The 18,279-nt window shown below is 52.4% G+C and carries 19 protein-coding genes; 7 read left to right on the forward strand and 12 right to left on the reverse strand.

The features are described from left to right. Positions 1 to 93 precede the first annotated feature (93 nt). Positions 94 to 684 (reverse strand): inner membrane-spanning protein YciB, encoded by a 591-nt coding sequence (locus ACP9M6_RS03875; RefSeq protein ID WP_427453638.1) that lies wholly within the window; start codon positions 682 to 684, stop codon positions 94 to 96. Next, positions 684 to 2,171, reverse strand: coding sequence for an alanine/glycine:cation symporter family protein (locus ACP9M6_RS03880; protein ID WP_427453640.1), 1,488 nt, complete (start codon positions 2,169 to 2,171; stop codon positions 684 to 686). Before ACP9M6_RS03880 ends, ACP9M6_RS03875 begins: the two co-directional genes overlap by 1 nt. Positions 2,172 to 2,318: 147 nt before the next feature. Here ACP9M6_RS03880 and ACP9M6_RS03885 point away from each other — a divergent pair, with 147 nt between their 5' ends. Beyond that, entirely contained in the window at positions 2,319 to 3,539 is a 1,221-nt protein-coding gene (locus ACP9M6_RS03885; protein ID WP_427453642.1) for an aromatic amino acid transaminase, read from the forward strand. Here the strand turns inward: ACP9M6_RS03885 and mtgA are convergent. Further along, positions 3,536 to 4,306, reverse strand: coding sequence for a monofunctional biosynthetic peptidoglycan transglycosylase (mtgA, locus tag ACP9M6_RS03890; RefSeq protein WP_427453644.1), 771 nt, complete (start codon positions 4,304 to 4,306; stop codon positions 3,536 to 3,538). The genes ACP9M6_RS03885 and mtgA overlap by 4 nt on opposite strands. Further along, on the reverse strand, positions 4,287 to 5,087 hold the full coding sequence (locus ACP9M6_RS03895; RefSeq protein WP_427453646.1) for a PPK2 family polyphosphate kinase: 801 nt from the start codon (positions 5,085 to 5,087) through the stop codon (positions 4,287 to 4,289). Before ACP9M6_RS03895 ends, mtgA begins: the two co-directional genes overlap by 20 nt. 138 nt (positions 5,088 to 5,225) lie before the next feature. Between ACP9M6_RS03895 and ACP9M6_RS03900 the strand changes: the two genes are divergently transcribed. Both ACP9M6_RS03900 and ACP9M6_RS03905 read left to right on the forward strand, forming a co-directional pair. Beyond that, positions 5,226 to 5,846, forward strand: a complete 621-nt coding sequence (locus ACP9M6_RS03900; RefSeq protein WP_427453648.1) for a YceI family protein — start codon at positions 5,226 to 5,228, stop codon at positions 5,844 to 5,846. Between the two features lie 119 nt (positions 5,847 to 5,965). Next, positions 5,966 to 7,399, forward strand: a complete 1,434-nt coding sequence (locus tag ACP9M6_RS03905; protein ID WP_427453650.1) for a TadE/TadG family type IV pilus assembly protein — start codon at positions 5,966 to 5,968, stop codon at positions 7,397 to 7,399. Positions 7,400 to 7,414: 15 nt separating this feature from the next. Here the strand turns inward: ACP9M6_RS03905 and ACP9M6_RS03910 are convergent, their stop codons facing one another. Further along, the gene (locus tag ACP9M6_RS03910) at positions 7,415 to 8,023 is read right to left on the reverse strand and encodes a TetR/AcrR family transcriptional regulator (RefSeq protein ID WP_427453653.1); all 609 of its coding nucleotides are present in this window, start codon (positions 8,021 to 8,023) and stop codon (positions 7,415 to 7,417) included. A gap of 96 nt (positions 8,024 to 8,119) precedes the next feature. On the opposite strand from ACP9M6_RS03910, the gene ACP9M6_RS03915 reads away from it, so the two are divergent. Next, positions 8,120 to 9,247, forward strand: coding sequence for an alkane 1-monooxygenase (locus ACP9M6_RS03915; RefSeq protein WP_427453654.1), 1,128 nt, complete (start codon positions 8,120 to 8,122; stop codon positions 9,245 to 9,247). An 18-nt stretch (positions 9,248 to 9,265) separates the two neighbouring features. Here the strand turns inward: ACP9M6_RS03915 and ACP9M6_RS03920 are convergent, their stop codons facing one another. The 3 genes from ACP9M6_RS03920 to ACP9M6_RS03930 all read right to left on the reverse strand — a co-directional run bounded on the left by ACP9M6_RS03920 (position 9,266) and on the right by ACP9M6_RS03930 (position 11,035). Further along, positions 9,266 to 9,922 carry a DUF2959 family protein gene (locus ACP9M6_RS03920; protein WP_427453656.1) on the reverse strand — a complete coding sequence of 219 codons (657 nt, stop codon included), beginning with the start codon at positions 9,920 to 9,922 and terminating at the stop codon, positions 9,266 to 9,268. A gap of 45 nt (positions 9,923 to 9,967) precedes the next feature. Further along, entirely contained in the window at positions 9,968 to 10,771 is an 804-nt protein-coding gene (locus ACP9M6_RS03925) for an SDR family NAD(P)-dependent oxidoreductase (protein ID WP_427453658.1), read from the reverse strand. Positions 10,772 to 10,864: 93 nt separating this feature from the next. Continuing rightward, positions 10,865 to 11,035, reverse strand: a complete 171-nt coding sequence (locus tag ACP9M6_RS03930) for a YdcH family protein (RefSeq protein WP_427453660.1) — start codon at positions 11,033 to 11,035, stop codon at positions 10,865 to 10,867. Positions 11,036 to 11,166: 131 nt separating this feature from the next. Here ACP9M6_RS03930 and ACP9M6_RS03935 point away from each other — a divergent pair, with 131 nt between their 5' ends. Then, entirely contained in the window at positions 11,167 to 11,448 is a 282-nt protein-coding gene (locus ACP9M6_RS03935; protein ID WP_427453662.1) for a YdcH family protein, read from the forward strand. Here the strand turns inward: ACP9M6_RS03935 and ACP9M6_RS03940 are convergent. Beyond that, positions 11,445 to 12,524 carry an NAD(P)/FAD-dependent oxidoreductase gene (locus ACP9M6_RS03940; protein WP_427453664.1) on the reverse strand — a complete coding sequence of 360 codons (1,080 nt, stop codon included), beginning with the start codon at positions 12,522 to 12,524 and terminating at the stop codon, positions 11,445 to 11,447. The two genes, ACP9M6_RS03935 and ACP9M6_RS03940, sit on opposite strands and share 4 nt — an antisense overlap. Before the next feature lie 97 nt (positions 12,525 to 12,621). On the opposite strand from ACP9M6_RS03940, the gene ACP9M6_RS03945 reads away from it, so the two are divergent. Next, the gene (locus ACP9M6_RS03945) at positions 12,622 to 14,343 is read left to right on the forward strand and encodes a carboxylesterase/lipase family protein (protein WP_427453666.1); all 1,722 of its coding nucleotides are present in this window, start codon (positions 12,622 to 12,624) and stop codon (positions 14,341 to 14,343) included. Here the strand turns inward: ACP9M6_RS03945 and ACP9M6_RS03950 are convergent. Next, positions 14,340 to 15,290: a carbon-nitrogen hydrolase family protein gene (locus tag ACP9M6_RS03950; RefSeq protein WP_427453668.1), complete on the reverse strand. Its 951-nt coding sequence runs from the start codon at positions 15,288 to 15,290 to the stop codon at positions 14,340 to 14,342. The genes ACP9M6_RS03945 and ACP9M6_RS03950 overlap by 4 nt on opposite strands. Before the next feature lie 93 nt (positions 15,291 to 15,383). Between ACP9M6_RS03950 and ACP9M6_RS03955 the strand changes: the two genes are divergently transcribed. Continuing rightward, positions 15,384 to 16,793 (forward strand): pilus assembly protein TadG-related protein, encoded by a 1,410-nt coding sequence (locus ACP9M6_RS03955; protein WP_427453670.1) that lies wholly within the window; start codon positions 15,384 to 15,386, stop codon positions 16,791 to 16,793. Here ACP9M6_RS03955 and purT read toward each other — a convergent pair. Together purT and ACP9M6_RS03965 are read right to left on the reverse strand one after the other, a co-directional pair. Next, positions 16,790 to 17,956: a formate-dependent phosphoribosylglycinamide formyltransferase gene (gene purT, locus ACP9M6_RS03960; RefSeq protein ID WP_427453672.1), complete on the reverse strand. Its 1,167-nt coding sequence runs from the start codon at positions 17,954 to 17,956 to the stop codon at positions 16,790 to 16,792. The genes ACP9M6_RS03955 and purT overlap by 4 nt on opposite strands. Further along, a complete protein-coding gene (locus ACP9M6_RS03965; protein ID WP_427453674.1) occupies positions 17,953 to 18,270 on the reverse strand; it encodes a DUF6958 family protein in 318 nt (105 codons plus the stop codon). The genes purT and ACP9M6_RS03965 overlap by 4 nt, the downstream gene beginning before the upstream one ends. Between the last annotated feature and the right edge of the window lie 9 nt (positions 18,271 to 18,279).

Below are 18,279 nucleotides of genomic sequence, written 5' to 3' on the forward strand. Positions count from 1 at the left end.
GCTGGGGCAACCGAGAATTCGACCTGCCCGTCCCGCTTTCACATCGCTGCGACATATTGGCAAATGAGCCGTTTGAACAGAGTTAACTTGTGATTAATCCGTTTTCATTTCGCCGAATTTGTTCAGAAATGGGATTTGGGTCAGGGTAAACAGAATCGTCAATGGAAGAAATCCGAAGACCTTAAACCCGGCCCAAAAGTCTTCTGAAAAATTCCGCCAGATGATCTCGTTTAGAATGGCCATCGCGAAAAAGAAGATCGCCCAGCGGATGGCGAGGACGTTCCATTTATCATCAGGTAATTCAAAGGCCGATCCCATGAGGAGCTTGATAACATTTTTGCCAAATATCACGCCGCCGATGACGACCACGCCGTAAAGGGCGTTCAAGAAGGTGGGCTTCATGTAAATAAAGCGCTTATCCCCCGTGAGAAGCGCAATCAGCGCTGACCCGCCAATGACGATTGTCGAAAAAATGAGAACAGGCGACAGGGTCCGGTGACGGACCCAGCTTATCAATAAGGCGAAAGTGGCCGCGATAGCCAGAACGCCAGCCGCCCAAATCAGGGCTTCATCCGGATGGTTCCGCCGCCAATAAAGAAACGCCGCGAAGAAGATGAGCAACGGCCCGAAATCGAGCCAGAAACTCGTTTTTTTCGCCGCTGTCGGGACAGTCTCTTCCGTCATTATTTGAGGTCGTCCTGATCGACCAAACCATCATTCGCGATCTTGTCCTTGTCGAAATATTCTTTCGCCAATTTAAACACGACGGGCGAGAGCAGGATGAGCGCGATCAGGTTTGGCGCAGCCATGAGACCCGTCAAACTATCCGCCACGAGCCAGAACGTATTGACGACAAGATTGTCATTACCTTCCGTTTCAAAATGCAGTGCGAATGTCGACGCAAAGACGGCCAGAACCCAAACACATCTAAACACTGGGATGGAGCGCTCTTTAAAGATAAATGCTGTACACCTCTCGCCATAATAGGACCAACCGATAATCGTTGTGAAGGCGAAAATTGCTAAACAGATATTGACGATGTGATTGCCGAATCCCGAGAGAGTTGCTTCAAATGCGGAGGCCGTGAGAGGAACACCTGTCTCGCAGCCGGAGGGCGTATTCCCGTCTTTCAGCATATCGAGGATTGCTGGATTAGCGAGACAACTATCTGCCACAACTCCTGAGGTCAGAATGACCAAGGCGGTGATCGTACAAATGATCAGTGTATCAATAATTGTTCCCAACATGGCGATAATTCCCTGATTGACGGGATCATTATTCTGCGCTGCCGCATGGGCAATGGGCGCGGAACCTTGTCCGGCCTCGTTCGAGAAAAGACCACGCGCCACACCTTTTTGCATCGCCAACATCATGAGGCCGATTGCGACACCTGTCCCCGCGCTTTGTAAACCGAAGGCATATTCAAAAATGAGACCAAAGGCAGCGGGAATTGCGCTGAAATTTAATGCAATAACAAGTAGTGCCGCAGATAAATAGAGTACAGCCATGAAAGGCACGAGTTTGGAAGCAATTGCGCCAATCCTTTTGATTCCACCAAAGACTACAGATGCGACAAGCGCGGACAGAACCAGAGCCACAATACGGGCATCAAAACCATAACCCGTCACATCCGATACAAGAGCATCACCGATGGAGTTAGCTTGCACTGCATTCCCTGTTGAGAGTGAGCCGATGATACCGAAAAGGGCAAAAGCCACAGCCAGCCATTTCCATTTCGGACCAAGACCGTTTTTGATATAATACATGGGTCCGCCCACGCGGTTACCGTTGGCATCTATCTCGCGGTAACGTACTGCTAGTACACCTTCGCCGAATTTAGTGGCCGTACCTAGAATGGCCGTAACCCACATCCAGAACACGGCACCCGGTCCACCGATGGCAATCGCGGCAGCCACGCCTGCAATGTTGCCTGTTCCGACCGTCGACGACAGGGCCGTCATGAGTGCGGCAAAAGGTGAGACATCACCTTCCTCGGCTTCGCCCGTTCTCTTCTTGAAGAGCTGACGGAAGCCGTAACCTATTTTCGTCAAAGAAATGAAACGGAGACCAACGGTTAGAAAAAATCCAACGCCCAATAAAAGACCCATCATTGGCCATCCCCAGACAATGCTGTTGAGCACCTGCATGGCTTTATTGAAAAATTCCATCATATTCCCCTTGCCCCGTCGGGGGCGAAATTTGTTCTAGCCGCCTTCTTCCGCCTCACCGCGCATAAGGCAACGGAAAATTTCGTCTGAACACGTCTCAACGCTAGCCGAGTGCAGTCAAACCCGCTATCGGTGCGACCTAACCGCAATATGGAACACACTTTCATCATGTTTGAATATCTCGTCCCCCGTGCACCCGACGCCATCATCGCCCTGATGCAACAGGCCAAGGCCGATCCGAACCCCGATAAAATCGACCTTGGTGTCGGTGTTTATAAGGACGACTCGGGCGAGACGACGATTATGAAAGCCGTCAAACTGGCCGAAAAACAGCTTTGGGAATCTGAGACGACGAAATCCTATGTCGGCATTCGCGGCTATGAAGGCTTCCGTCACGGGATGTTGGATATGATGCTGGGCGGTGAAGATGGAAAAATTGACTCCGCTTTGTTGAACCGAACGGCCAGTTCGCAAGCCGCAGGCGGTTCAGGGGCGCTACGCCTCGGCGCGGAGATTATCAAATCCGCTGCGCCCGATGCGACCGTCTGGGTCTCCACCCCGACTTGGGCGAACCACATTCCCCTCATTAGTTCCGCCGGATTGAAGATGGAGAAATATCCTTATTATAACCGCGAGACGCTGGGCGTGGATTTTGAGGATATGCTGGCGCATCTGGAAAAAAAGGCCAAACCAGGCGATGTCGTGCTCCTACATGGTTGTTGTCACAATCCGACGGGCGCGGACCTGTCCGAGGCAGAGTGGGACCGTGTCGCGGACTTCATGCTGGCAAAACAGCTCACACCATTTGTTGATCTTGCCTATTTCGGGTTGGGGCGCGGTATGGCGGAGGACACATATGGCCTGCGCAAGGTCGTCGAAATTTGTCCGGAAGTCGTGATCGCGGCCTCTTGTTCGAAGAACTTCGCTCTTTACAAAGAACGTGTCGGTCTCGTCGCGATTGTCTGTAAGGATGAGGCGACGGCGGACATTGCCCGTTCGCAACTTGGCGCAACGCAGCGCAAAATCATCTCCATGCCACCCGATCACGGCGCACGGCTTGTGTCCAATATTTTGGCAGATGCGGACCTACGTAAAGTCTGGATAGAGGAGCTGACAGAGATGCGAGAGCGCATGCGCGATTTGCGTCGACAATTATCTGAGGCTCTGGATGTGCAGGGCGGAGAGACAATTGCTGCAGCGGTCAAGGATCAAAACGGCATGTTCTCGACGCTCCCGCTCTCCGTCGCGCAAGCGCAAAAACTTCGCTCGGACTATTCCATCTATATGACGGATAGTGGTCGGATTAATATCGCGGGCGCGAATAGCGAGAACATACCGCGTCTAGCCGATGCGATTTTGGCCGTTCTCTAATCCAGCTTTAGACAGCTATCATATCCACTCGTGCGGATGACCTCCGCACGTTGCATCAACGTTCCTGCACGTCCGCTTACATAGTCGCCGGGCGGGTCGACGCGCCATTTATTCGGGCTTGGCAACACGGCGGCGAGCAGGGCGGCTTCGCGTTTGGTCAGGTCTGTGGCGGGTTTCTCGAAACGGGCTTGCGCCGCGGCTTCGGCGCCGAAAATCCCGTCGCCCCATTCTGCGACGTTTAGATAAATCTCCATCGTCCGCCGCTTACCCCACACGACATTTACCATCAGCGCATAGTAAGCTTCTGCCGCCTTGCGGACATAGCCGCCGCCATTCCAGAGAAAGACATTCTTGGCCGTTTGTTGCGTGATTGTCGATCCGCCGCGACGTCGCCCGCCTTCTGCATTATCTTCCAAGGCTTGGGTGATCGCCTCGAAATCCACGCCGCGATGATCGCAAAAGCGGGAGTCTTCGCCGCCCATAACTGCGCGAGGGAGGTGCGGGGATATATCTTCCAATCGCGTCCAATCCCGACGGATATCTTCACCCGCCAAGGCGCGTTGCGTCATCAGGATTGTCGTCGGTACGGGTAAGAAGCGCAACGCCACTGCATAGAGATGGAGGATGAGGACAATCCAGAACAGGACTTTAAAAACTCGCCAGAACCACCGAGTCTTTTTATCATACGGCCGGGTCGGGCCATAAACATCCCCGTCGGCTAAAACGAAATCAACCGTCTCCGCCGCCTCAGTCAATCTGGAAATCATCCGGTCGATATCCCGGATCAGGATATTGCGGGTTCATCTTCTCCAGCGTGTCCTTCACAATACCGGAAATAATCGCGCCGCGTGTCGAGCGGCTATCAGACGGAATAATGTGCCACGGCGCATGCTCTGTGGACGTCTTCTGAACCATCGTCTCATAGGCGTTCATAAAGTCCGGCCAGAGCGCGCGGTCCTCCAGATCGCCGGGATTAAACTTCCACCGTTTATGCGGTTGCACCAAACGGTCGCGCAGGCGCTCGCCCTGTGTCTCATGCGAAATATGTAGCATGAATTTCAGGATGGTCGTCCCGCTCTCCACCAGCAGCCGCTCGAAATCATTGATCTGGGCATAGCGCTGCTCAATCGTCTCGGGGCTGGCATAATTCTTCACCTTGACGACGAGGACGTCTTCATAATGGCTGCGGTTAAAAACGGTGATCTGACCCGCCCCCGGAACGACTTGATGCACGCGCCAGAGATAATCATGTGCGAGTTCTGTTTTCGTCGGCGCTTTGAACCCTGCGACTTTGACATTCAGAGGCGGCGTACGGTGGAAAATGGCTTCCGTCGTGCCGTCCTTACCAGATGTATCCATACCCTGCAATACGATGAGAAGCTTCCGGTCCGCCTCGCCGTAAAGCTTATGCGCGAGCGGTGCGATGGCCTTGGCGTGGTCCTTGATCGCCTCTTTCGCAGTGTCCTTATCCTTATACACATCTACCCGTGTCGGACAGATGGAGAGATCAAACAATTGACCGGGTGTGGCGATATAGGGCGATGACATAGCAGACCTTGTGTTAAACGGCGTCGAATTACCCCTATCAACTGCATTTCATGCTATGAAGCCTAAATATTGAACAGGATTCTACATCTCGCGGAAAATTCATTTGCACAAACAGCTCTTACCATGCGTAGAGAAACCATGACCTTTACAAAATCACTTCGTTTATCTGCCGGCTTCCTCATCGCTGCGTCGCTGGGCGCTTGCGGAAATGCCAGTTCAGCCGAAGCTCCGGCGGATGTGCCCGCGCCTGCCAGTGCGGCGAGCGCTTCCAGTTGGAATATTGTGGCGGAGGATTCTTTTATTCAATTCACGGCAGCACAGGAAGGCGACGCTTTTACAGGAAGCTTCGGCGAGTTTTCCGGCGTCATAAATTTTGACCCGGATGCGCTGGGTGGCAGTTATGTTCGTATCGAGATACCCTTAAAAAGCGTCGATGCCGGATCAAAAGATCGCAACTCGACTCTACCGGGCAAAGTTTGGTTTTCAACAAAGGCTTTCCCAACAGCCATTTATGAGGCAACTGAAATTGTGAGCGTTGGCGATGGCTATGAGGCTAAAGGCACGCTGACCCTAAAAGGAGCAACGCTACCTGTTGAGCTCTTTTTCAACTTAGCACTGGATGGCGACCGCGCCGTCATGACGGGTCAGGCGACGCTTGATCGGACGGCTTGGGGTGTCGGTGCCGCGCCTTGGGATACAGATGAGTGGGTTTCAAAAGCTGTTGAAATCGACGTTCAAGTCACGGCAGATAAAGGGTGATCTGTTAAGGATTAATTGACCCAGTCACACGTAAGCCGCGCATTTACGTTTGATTCATATAGAATATTACCGCTTCGTAAAAATTTGGCTATTAAGCCGTGCGCCTCATGCGAAATTTTTTGAAAAATACGTCTGCTTATGAGCAAGATGAAAACGGTCAAGTCGCCATGTTCTTTGCGATGATGGCTGTCCCTTTGCTCGCAATCACGTCAGCCTCTGTTGATTACACAAATGTCGTCCGTGAAAAGGGTGCGATTAATGGAGCTTTGGATGCCGCTGTCATCGCGGCGGTAAATAATAATGCTATCCCGTTAAGCGATAAGGGGGCATATGCTGAAACGCATTTCCAGTCGAATTATAAGGGTGGCGTCACACTGGAGCTTTTTCCAACTGTTGCAGAAAACCAAGTCACCTTGTTGGCCGATGGATCAATTGATCTCTCATTCGGACAACTCATCGGTATAAAAGACCCGCTTGTGAAAGCCCGCAGTTCCGCTGTTATTTCAACGGAAAATACGATTTGCCTAATGGCTTTGAATCAGACTTCGGCACAATCTATTTCTTTTAATGGCGGTATAAAATATTCCTCACCGTCCTGTTCTGTTCAATCCAACTCCAGCAGTTCCAGCGCTATCGTTTCCGTGGCCTCTCTTCCGCCCGTTGCGAAATCATTCTGCACGGTGGGCGGTGCCTATGGGGATTTCGATCCCTACGTAAAAGGGGAATGTAAGGCGATTGACGATCCTTATGAGTCGACCGCTTTGCCCACAATTCCTGATACCTGCGTCGTGCCCTTGCGGGATCTGGTTATTTTAAAGGACACAGCTCAACTCTCAACACTGGATGCACGTGAGTTGTTTCGACTGAGGCTGTCATCAGCTTACGATGTTTTCGAACAGACAGGGTCACTTCGGGCGGCGGTAGAGGATTTCGTAACATCAGGGACGACTCCTCTTTTTGATCAAGACGCAAACCGCGTGATCGAAGTGTCGCAAAACCTGACGGGCAGTTTCGTTGATATTAGGCCGGGTACATTTTGTGGCGGACTGACCGTGGACGGCATTGATGTCGATTTTCTACCCGGTGAATATATTATCAAAGACGGACCCCTGAGCTTTATTAACGGCGCAGAGGCGGTCGCGAAGGATGTGACCTTCATCCTCGCGGGGGAGGGCGCTGTCCTTAACATTCAGAGCCAGGCTCAAGTTGAATTGAAAGCCCGCAATAGCGGTGCCCGCAAAGGTCTTGCCGTTATGGAAGCCGTTGATAAAACAGCACCCGGAAACCGTTTATCTGTTCAACAACAAAGCCTCGTATCAGGTGGCGGCTCATTGAGTGTTCTCGGCACGATATACTTACCAACGCAAAAGCTCGAAATTCGGGGTGAAGGTACATCTGTCGGTTCTATGGCTCCTGCCACGAGTTTCATCGCCGACACGTTACATATTGATGGTCAGGCAGGCGCAACCATGGTCGTTGATGTTGATCACAAGACGGCTGGGATTCCGCCACTTCTGCCGCGCGCCGAAGACGGTGCACGGCTGGTAGAGTAATCTATTTACACTCACTTAGCCGTCCGGCGAGGCCGCCCAAAGTTCCGTCAATCGGTCAACGTATCGACGTCTCACATCATCTGACGTTCCGTCAAAATGCATGCGGGTATAGAGCAAGGCAACCCCCATCAGAATGCGCGCATCGGACCGGTCATGTTCCGACTGTCCCAGCCTTGCCTGCAACATATCCAGCTGCTGTTCTTGAAACGTAATGTACCGTTCCCTGACGGAGGAGAAGGCCACGGACCAAGCCAGCGCGACTTTCATCAAATCCGGTTCGGTCAGGCATAAAACATCGAGGCCGCTGGCAAAGCGGTACAGCATATCCGCCACACTTAATTGGGATTGAACGGGGATTTGGGTGATGAGATCTGTAATCGTCACCTCGACCCTGTCGAGAACATCATCGACAAGGGCGTCCCGTGTCGGAAAATATTTGAAAACTGTCGGTGTCGAAACACCCGCCAAGGCGGCGACATCCGCATGGACCGCGCGCTCTATACCGGCCGCGGCAAAGGCTTTCATGGCAACATCGCGTAATTGCCGCCGCCGCGCATCCGGACTCAGCCGTTTGCGCGGTTTCGCGGGCATCGCCTTCATATCTGAGCGCTTGGCATCTTCCATGCGCACATCATTAGAATGTGCAAGGCAGAGCGCAATGAAATCTTCTTATTGACAAATCTATCACTAGTGTGCATTTCAGGGTCAAGAGGACAGCATATGGCATTTCTAGACCCCAAATTTGCGGAATATCCGGCGCGAAAGCGGCATCTCTGGCTGATTTCGCTGACCTATCCGCTCTTTCCGCTGCTCGGTACACTCGTTGCGCTTGCGACGGGGCAGGCCGCGTGGGTCTGGTTGCCAGTTGCGCTCGTCTATCTCGTCATTCCTGTCATCGAGACTATAGTCGGGGACGATCACACAGATATTCTCGGGCAGATGGATGCGGAAGCTGCCATGTCGCCCTTCTACCGCTATATGGTCCACGGCTTGCTGCCGATTATCTATCTCACATGGGGGTTGGGGGCGTGGTATGTCGCGACTCAATCGCCCGGTATTTTGACGCTCATCGGCCTTGGGGTCAGCCACGGGCTCGGTCTCGGCTTCGCGATTAATTCCGGTCATGAGGTCGGGCATAAAACTGACCGCACGAGTAAATGGATTGCCCTGCTCATGCTCGCGCCAAGCTTTTACGGGCATTTCCGGATAGAACATAATGTCGGGCATCATTCCCATGTCGCCACGCCGAAAGATTCGGCCACGAGTTATTTTGGCGAGAGTTTCTGGCACTTTATCGGCCGCGAAATTCCGGGCGCGTGGAAACGGGCCTGGGCGATTGAGAGCAAGCGCGCGGACCGCAAGGGCTATTCACGCTTTTCTATCAAGAACGAAGTCGTGCTGGCGACTCTGTTGGGCCTCGCCGTCTGGACCACCATGCTCATGATTTTCGGCTTGGTCGTGCTGCCCTATATGCTCATCGCGTGGGCGTTTTCTGTGACGGGCCTGTCACAGCAAAACTATATCGCACATTACGGATTATTGCGGGATCAACGCCCCGACGGGAAATACCTTCCCGCCCGTCCGGAACATAGCTGGAATTGCAATAAGATCGTGACGAACCTGCTAACATTTAATTTGGCGCGTCATTCCGATCACCACGCCAATCCCGCGCGCCATTATCAGAATTTGCGGACCTTTCCCGATGCACCGCAATTGCCGCATGGCTATGGGTTCATGTTTTTGCTGGCCTATTGTCCGCCACTCTTCCGCCGCGTGATGGACCCGCTCGTTCTCGCCAATGTGGACGGAGATATGGACCGGGTTTTGACGAAGGATATGATGCTGTAAAATCTGAAATGGTTTGGACTAAACGGACCCGTCCATCTCAGCGATAAAGGCGTCCGCCGCTGAAATTGATTGCTCCATTTCCGCGATGAGACGGGCGACGTCATCTTCGAGGTCTGCTGTCTCCGCATTCAGCGCGGCGATAGCACGGGCGTTGAGATTGTGTTTCAGATAGAGGACGCGGTCTTTGAACACGGAGAGTACAGGATCCATCGATCCAGTCGCGTCGTCCATTTTATCGACGAGCACTTCATAGCGACGTTCCGTTTCACGAAGCTGCCTTTCCGAGGCGCGGCGTAATCCGGCGTCGGAATATTCGCTTAATTCCGCTTCCCATTCTTTGAACAAATCCCGCGATACACGTTTGACGGATTTCACGCGGGATCTGACTTCATTCGCTTGATCATCTGCCCGGTCATAGGCCCGGCTGAGGTCGTCATAGACATCTTCTAACTCACCCGCATCGACTGCAACGACGGCGCGAAAGGCTTCCAGCGCGTCGGCAAATTCCTCTTTGGCCTCAATTTGCGACTTTGCCACCCCTTTGACGCGGTCGACCAGAATATCGCGTTTCTCAATTCCAAACCGTTCTTGGACTTCATAGGCGGCTGTCGCGCAGCCCGAGAGGAAAACCGGAGCCAGCATGAGGGCCGCCATAACAGGCATGAGTTTCAACATAAGGCTAATCTTTCTTTCAATCTTGCTCACGGTTGTCGTTTTCAACTAGTCCTCGACATCTATCATATAATTTAAAGCTAATCTCCCGCCATCAGCATAGATGTGCTGGCCGGTAATATAGCTACTTTCTTCCGAGAGGAGAAAGGCTGCGACTGAGGCGATTTCATCGGGCAGGCCCGGACGACCAAGCGGTGTGCGTTGCTTGATTTTCTTCATCGCGTCCGCATCATTGACGACACTGGCGAGCATATCTGTCTTAATCGACCCCGGACCTATGCCGTTGACGCGGATGCCATAGGGCGCGAGTTCAAGCGCCATCGCGCGGGTCATCTGATGCAATCCCCCTTTGGAAATTGTATAAGCGAGGTAGTCCGGGATGGCGACCGTATCGTTGATTGAGGACATATTGACGATGGCATAGGGACGTTCTGTTAGACGGGACCGGTCCGCGCGCTCCTCAATTTCGCTGACCATATATTTGGCGACGGCTTTGGACATCAGGAAGGCTCCCCTCAGGTTGACGGCAAGGTTTCTGTCGAAATCTTCAATCGCCATATCCAGTGCCCCGCCTTTGACTGCGATGCCCGCATTATTGATCAAGCCGTCAATCCGATCATAGGCACCCAGTGTCTCTGCGATGAGGTTGTGGACGGAGAGCGGGTCGGCGACATCACACTCCACAAATATTGCGCGGTCTGAGCCAGCTGCGAGATCTTTCCCGGCTTGATAGCCTGCATCTGTATCGCGGTCAGCAAGAACAACGCGGTGGCCATCACTGATGAGGCGTTGGGCGCAAGCAAAGCCAATCCCGCGGGCGGCCCCGGTCACGATAAAAACGCGGTCAGACATAATGGTACCTCATAAAACTAAAAAACCCCCGACAGTGCCGGGGGCTGATCTTACGGCCTGATACGGCCTGTGACGAACGGCTTCAACTGCCGCTTATCGTGCATCAGCAAATTGGCTGATCGTATCTTTAATCTGGAGTTTTTCTTTTTTGAGTTGAGAGACGCGGAGCTGATCCGGCATCGGACTTCGGAGTTCTGCCTGGATTTTCTCTTCCAGGCTCGTGTGTTTTGTGTGCAAGGTTTCCAAATGTGCCGATACTGCCATAGATCTCTCCTTAAAATGATATCTTCCTCCTAACATAAAATCTTACCGGAGTCCTAACCAAGCGTGAAAATTTCCGCTTTTTCATATTTCCCGCCTCAAATCTGTGCTTCCAGGTAAATCATAGAAACGTTTTGCGCCGCCTTACACAGGCGGTTAAAGAGGCGACCATGGATGAAACGCCGCCCGAAACACACGATGAAGCCAACTCTGATGACTTGTCGGACGAAGAGCTTCTTATTTTGCTCACCAAGTTACGCGCTGAGCATCGCGCAATCGATAATGAGATCAAGGCGTCGTTCGAGACGGGCGTCACGGATATGCTGAAAATCAAGCGGATGAAGAAAATAAAATTGTCGATGAAGGACAAGATCGCTTTTCTCGAAAATCAGCTCACACCCGATATCATTGCCTAGCCGGCGAATGTGAAGCGTTTATCACTGACGCCGTCCACGATCATATTTGCCAATAATTCACCTGATCCCGCGCAGAGGGTCCAGCCCATATGCCCATGACCCGTATTGACCCAGAGGCCGGGAATTGAGGTCGACGAGATATAAGGGCGCCCGACGGGTGATACGGGGCGTTGCGCATGCCACGTTGAGAGAGGCGCGCCGAGACGCGCCATGAGCTCCGGCGAGATTTCCTGCCATCTTGCAAGGATACTCTTTGGGTCTGACACATTCCAGCCACCACTGATCCGAACATGGTTATCAAAAACGGTCAGGGCGGTTCGCGACGCAGCGTCCATGACGGGACGACTAGGTAAGTCTATTTTATCGTGAGGCAATGTAAAATTGACTGCAACGCCTGAGACCGGATCGAGTGTCATCCGCACATCCAATCTTTTGAGAACTGCCGGCGTTTGAATACCTGCGGCAATAATCAGCTGATCACAATCCAGACGGGCCTCCCCCGCCATGATTTTAAAGATGCCGTCTTCCTGTCTTCGCACAGCAAAATTATCTGTATTGTAGAGAGAGGTCACACCCCGCGCTGTCAGGTCTGCGGCCAAGGCGCATCCGAAATCTTTTGCATTGCCGGACAGATCATCCGGAAAAGCGCAGGCGGGTTGGTTGAATGTCTCGATGGGATCAATCAGAATATCCGCGTGTATCCCGATGACATTAAACCCTGTTTGGGCTGTTCGTGCCGATTCGACACTTGGATAAATTTGAACGCAGCCTGAGGGGCGGTCCGGCAACCCCAATTCCCGCATTCGGGTTTTGAGGAGGACGGCGGAGCGTTTCCCTAAATCCGCTGTAACACGCGCAGCAGCAGCGTCGAAATTGGCATGCGCGTCATCCTTGGCCCAGCTACAGGCCTGGCTTGGGTGGATCATGCCGGAATTGGAAAAGCTGGTACCTTCGCACGGACCGGAACGAGCGTCGATAACAGTAACTTTTGCGCCTTTTGCCAAGAGATGATCTGCCGTGCAGAGCCCGATAAGACCTGCACCCAGAATTACGATATGCGGAAATGTTTGAGACACGGCGTGCGCCCTACACAATCATATGTCGGGTGGCAAAGGGTGAAACTTGCACTGACTGCGCTTTCATTCGTATGAACGCTAAAACAAGGAAAAAGATATGCGCCTTTTCACGATGACAGTTGCAGGTCTAGTCTTGGTTGGCTGCGGCAGCGTTGATGAAGACATCGCGGCAGAAGCGCTGATTTCAACACCGCAAGGCCCCGTCCAAGGTGTTACGACGGCATCTGCGGATGTTTTCAATTTCAAAGGCCTTCCTTTTGCGGCTGCACCCGTGGGTAATCTTCGCTGGACCGCCCCTGCGCCCGCACCCCGTTGGAAGGAAACAAGGATTGCGGACACATTCGGTAATCGCTGCATGCAGCCCGAGGGTGTTGAAGGTGGATTTTTTAACCGCCTCATTGAGGGCCACGGGCTGAGCGCGACGAAAAACTTTCTCATAAAACAGGCGGTCAAAGCGCAAAAACCGGGCCCAATGAGTGAGGATTGCCTTTATCTCAATGTACGCACCGGAAATTTGAATGGTGACACGCAACAGCCTGTCATGGTCTGGATTCACGGCGGAGGACATCAATTCGGGTCCAGTGATTTTGCATATTACCAGTCTAACGGCCTCGTCGAAAAAGATGTCGTCCTGGTGACAATTAATTACCGTCTCGGTGCGTTCGGCTACATGGCGCATCCGGCGCTCTCTGCGGATGACCCGAATGGCGTGTCCGGCAATTACGGTGCATTGGACCAAATCGCGGCCCTGAAATGGGTGCAGGACAATATCGCGGCCTATGGTGGTGACCCCGATAATGTCACGATCTTTGGCGAGAGTGCGGGCGCGTGGTCTGTGACGGAAATGATGGCCAGCCCCCTCGCAAAGGGCCTGTTTCACAAAGCCATCGCACAGAGCGGCGCGTCGACCTATCATTTGGGACAAATGGACGGTGACGGTGTCGGTTGGCCGAGCGGCTATTCCATGGGTAAGCAGGTTGCGGAAAGTGTCGGCCTGACTGAGCCGACGGCGGCAGACCTTCGCGCAGTTCCAGCGGCAGAAATTATGGCGAACCTGCCGGAAAAGGCAGATGAAGCGTTTCATCATATTCGCGACGGCTATGTCTTTCCGAAAAATGTTGGACAAGCCTTTCGTGATGGCGAGATGAATGCTGTGCCGTTCCTCACGGGATATAATTCGGATGAGGGGACTTTGTTCTTCCCCGATGATCCGCAACCGTCCGTTTGGGAGCCTGATATGCCACGTGACGGGGCTGAAATGCTGGCCGCATTAAATCAACATTATCCCGGTCGGGGGGAGCTGATTGCAGAGCTTTATGATCTCGAGAACGATTTCATAACGGGTGGAACCCAGATGATGGGCGACGAGATTTTTGGCGTAAATGTTCGGTTCGCGGCACAAGCTAATGAAGCAATGGGTGCGCCAAGTTATGCCTATTTCTTCTCCCGCGTTCCGCCCTCTGACAAGCAAACTTTGGGCGCTTTTCATGCGGCGGAAATTCCCTTTGTCTTTGACAGTTCTGAACCCATTTTAGGGCTGACGGAAGATGATAAAGCGCTCACAGAGATGATGGTGTCCGCTTGGACAAATTTTGCAAAATCCGGCGATCCAAATGGGGGCAATTTACCGAATTGGGAACCTCACCAAGGCGAAAATTGGATGCATTTTTCCGCCAATACATCTTGGGACATCGCAGAGGCGTTAGATAATGTTCGCGTCGAAAAACTAAATGCGCTTGAGACGGGTCTTATCCAGAAACTCGACGCGCTGGACCAGACAGTTAGCGGCACAGGACCGCAGGGCGCGTTGGAAGATTAATCTTTAAAGATGACCGTCGTCTGACGCCGACGATCCACCGTGAGCTGCGTCACATCGGGGCGGGAATAATGTCCAGCCGGATCAAAATTTTGGCGCTCTCGCCGGACAAAAGCTGGGTCCAAGTCGCAATACCGAATGCCTGTTCCGCCTGTCACGGGTTCCAAAAGCCACGTGCCATCCGGGGCAGACACGCAAGACCCACCATTTGCGGGCATCGTGCCCAGAGCAGCCTTGATGTCTTCTGCGAATGGTGTGTCGTCGCGGACATCTTCCGCCCGCATAATGGCAGAAACTGAGACGCAATAACTACGGCCTTCCTTCGCCAGAACGCGGGTTAAGTCTTCTGTGTTTCGGTCGCTTCCGGGCCAGCCCATGACATGTAAATCCTCGCCCTGCGCATATAGCGCCGCCCGCGCCAACGGCATCCAATTTTCCCAGCAGTTTAATCCACCGACCGTGAAACCGCCCAATTTATGCGTTACTAATCCATGTCCATCACCGGGGGACCAGACGAGCCGTTCTTCATAGGTCGGCTGTAACTTTCGGTGGACCGACTGAACCAGACCCGTCGCATCAATATAGACATAGGAACAATAGAGTGAATGCCCGCTACGGTCTTCCGGTCGTTCAATAATGCCTAGATAGCAGGCCATATTCGCGTCTTGAAGGGCCGCGCAGACGTCATCCAAATGCCCGGCCTCAATCGTGACGGCTTGATCGGCATAATGCGCGAAAATTTGTTTTTGACGGTCATTATTAAATTGCGCACCGCCCGTTCCGTCGAGCCAGAAGGGATAGCCAGGCACGAAACTCTCCGAGAAGGCAATCAACTCCGCCTTTTCCTTTGCGGCGGTTTGGATTGTTTCAATAACTTGTGCCAATCCTGCGTCGCGGGAGAGCCATATGGGGGCGAGTTGAGGAAGGGCGAGTTTGAGAGTTTGGGTCATGCGTCCCCGTTAACGTAAAATTCACCACAAACCCAAGCGAAATAGAAAGAGCTTTCACGTTATAACGATAACAATTCAGTGTGGGATTTAAAAATGTTCAACAAGTTCAACAAGTTCAAACGCGAAACAGGCGGTAATGTCGCCATCATGTTTGCGTTGACAATTTCAACGATAGTTATCGCAGTCGGAGCTGCTGTCGATTATAGTGGAATATCCAGCCAAAAACAGGATTTACAGGATGCCATTGATGGCGCGACGCTGGCTGCGGCGAGAGCCAATATCACGAATGAAGCCAAACTCAAAAAAATTGTGGAAGAGTTTGTTGAGCAGAGCGATCCAAGCCCTAATAAAATAAAACTGAATGTTAAAGTTATTGATGATGAAGTTTACGTTACTGCCAAGACTGTATACGACACTGTTTTAATGGGTTTTATCGGTCAAAAGGCGATGGATGTTCAAGTTGCAGCTGCATCACCGATTGCCTCTAAAACTCCAATTAAACTGGCTTTGGTTTTGGATACAACCACGTCAATGGAAGGCAATAGAATAGCGTCCCTGAAAGTCGCGGCGAATGCCATGGTTGATGAGTTTGAAGAAAACAATACGACGGCGGCGGTCTCAGTGATACCTTTCGGTAAATACGTCAATGTTGGTATGAACCAAAACCGTGAAAACTGGCTTGATATTTCCAAAGACGGTACATCTGAAACAGAAGAAGTTTGCTGGGATGAAAGACGGACAACAAAACCGCGGGAATGTACGGAGACCGGAAGAACGATATATTATGATGATATTCGCGATGGCGTAAATTTTGGTCAAAATAGCTATCAAGAGCAGACCTGCACGGCAGCGGAATATGAATATACGGGCAACCGAATTTGCGAAGACCGAACGACGACTTACACATGGCACGGTTGTGTCGGATCCCGTAACGCGCCGTATAATGAGCGTGCGGCCTTTGGCAGTCAGCGTATTCCTGGCATTATGAATGAGACATGCGGGACAGAGTTACAGCCGCTCACCACGAATATGACCGATGTTAAGTCTAAAATTTCTTCCCTCAACACGAACGGGAATACTTACATACCGGCGGGTGTTGTTTGGGGGTGGCGGACATTACAGGATAAAGCCCCTTTCAAAACCGACGTGAAACTCAAGAGCGATAATAAGCGACAGGTTGAAAGTGCAAAAGTCATGCTCATTATGACGGACGGAGCGAATACGCTTTCACAGGGAGGCAATGAAACGTTCAAACATGATAGCTCGGATAAATTAGAGGCGAATGCCCGTACCCTCGCGCTTTGCAATGCGGCTAAAGATGACGGTATCATGATTTTTACACTCGGGTTCAAGCTGGATGCGTCGGACACAGCCACGAAAACGATGTTGGAGAATTGTGCGACAACACCCGCAGGATTTTTCCAAGCTGGCGATGGGCCGCAATTGAAAAAAGCTTTCAAGGATATTGCCGGTCAGCTCGACTTTACCCGACTATCAATCTAGCCAAGGCGAATATGAACAGATCTAGAAAGGCGCGCGGCTTTGTCTCGCGCTTTTTTTATATCCGTATCTCTGGCCAGCGCGACCCCTAATCGACGTGTGCCATCAATGTCCGGCTTTCCGAACAAGCGTAATTGTGTGCCGGGTTCGCCCAAGACCTGTGGGTCGATCTCAAATCCAATATTATTTGATTGCCCGTCGCCCAATATGACATGGCTTGCCGCAGGACCTGAATATTCAATCTTCGGAATGGGAAGGCCCAATATCGCGCGGGCGTGAAGGGCAAACTCGCTCATGTCCTGACTGATGAGCGTGACGAGACCCGTATCATGCGGACGGGGCGAGACCTCGGAAAAGATGACCTCGTCCCCTCGCACGAATAATTCGACACCAAAAAGACCATATCCACCTAGGGCCTCTGTCACGGATTTTGCCATCTCCTCCGCTACCGAAAGCGCGGCTTTCGACATCGCCTGCGGCTGCCAGCTTTCGCGGTAATCGCCGTCCACTTGTCGATGTCCAATCGGGGCGCAGAATGTGGTTCCGCCCGCATGGCGAACGGTCAGCAGCGTGATTTCATAATCGAAATCCACAAAGCCTTCGACAATCACACGCGAAGGTCCGGTGCGACCGCCGGATTGGGAATAGGCCCAGACATCTGCGATATCGCTCTCAGTTTTCGCCGTACTCTGTCCTTTACCCGAACTGCTCATAACGGGTTTGACGACACAGGGCAGGCCGATCTCCGCTATCGCGGCGCGGACCTCCTCTTCCGTATCGGCAAAGCGGTAGGGCGATGTTGTCAGACCCAACTCTTCCGCCGCCAGACGCCTTATACCCTCGCGATCCATCGTGAGTTGTGTCGCGCGCGCCGTCGGGACGATGTTAAATCCTTCGGCTTCCAGCTCACCCAATGTATCCGTCGCAATAGCTTCAATTTCCGGGATAATAAAATCAGGTCGTTCCGCCTCGACGATGCGACGAAGTTCCGTCCCATCCGTCATATCAATGACATGGGCGCTATGCGCGACCTGCATGGCGGGTGCGTTGGCATAGCGGTCAACGGCCACAGTTTGGACGCCCAGACGTTGGAATTCTATAACAACTTCCTTGCCCAATTCGCCTGAGCCGAGGAGAAGAACTTTCGTTCCGTGAAGCGTGATCATAAACGGGCTTTCATAAGGCGTTGTGGTTTTGCACCCTCGACGCGCACGATCTCGCCTTCAACCTCCATATTGAGTTTAACTGTGGTCACATGCCAGCCGAGCGAGCCGAGTTTCGCAAGTTGATTGGTCGTCAGGGCCTCTTCGACAGCCGCGTTGAGATGCTTAAAATAAATATAGCCGGTCTCGGCCTCTTCTAAAGCCTCAAGGATGGCGCGTTGGATACACTCATATTTCCAGCGGGGAATTTGAGTGGTCCCCTTCCGTCCTTGAGTGGGTGTCCGACATTCAACCTTGTCAGAGTCCGTATTCGCCATGCTGTGCCC

Origin of the sequence: Litorimonas sp. WD9-15 (assembly GCF_050271975.1) — a bacterium.
GTDB lineage: Bacteria > Pseudomonadota > Alphaproteobacteria > Caulobacterales > Maricaulaceae > Litorimonas.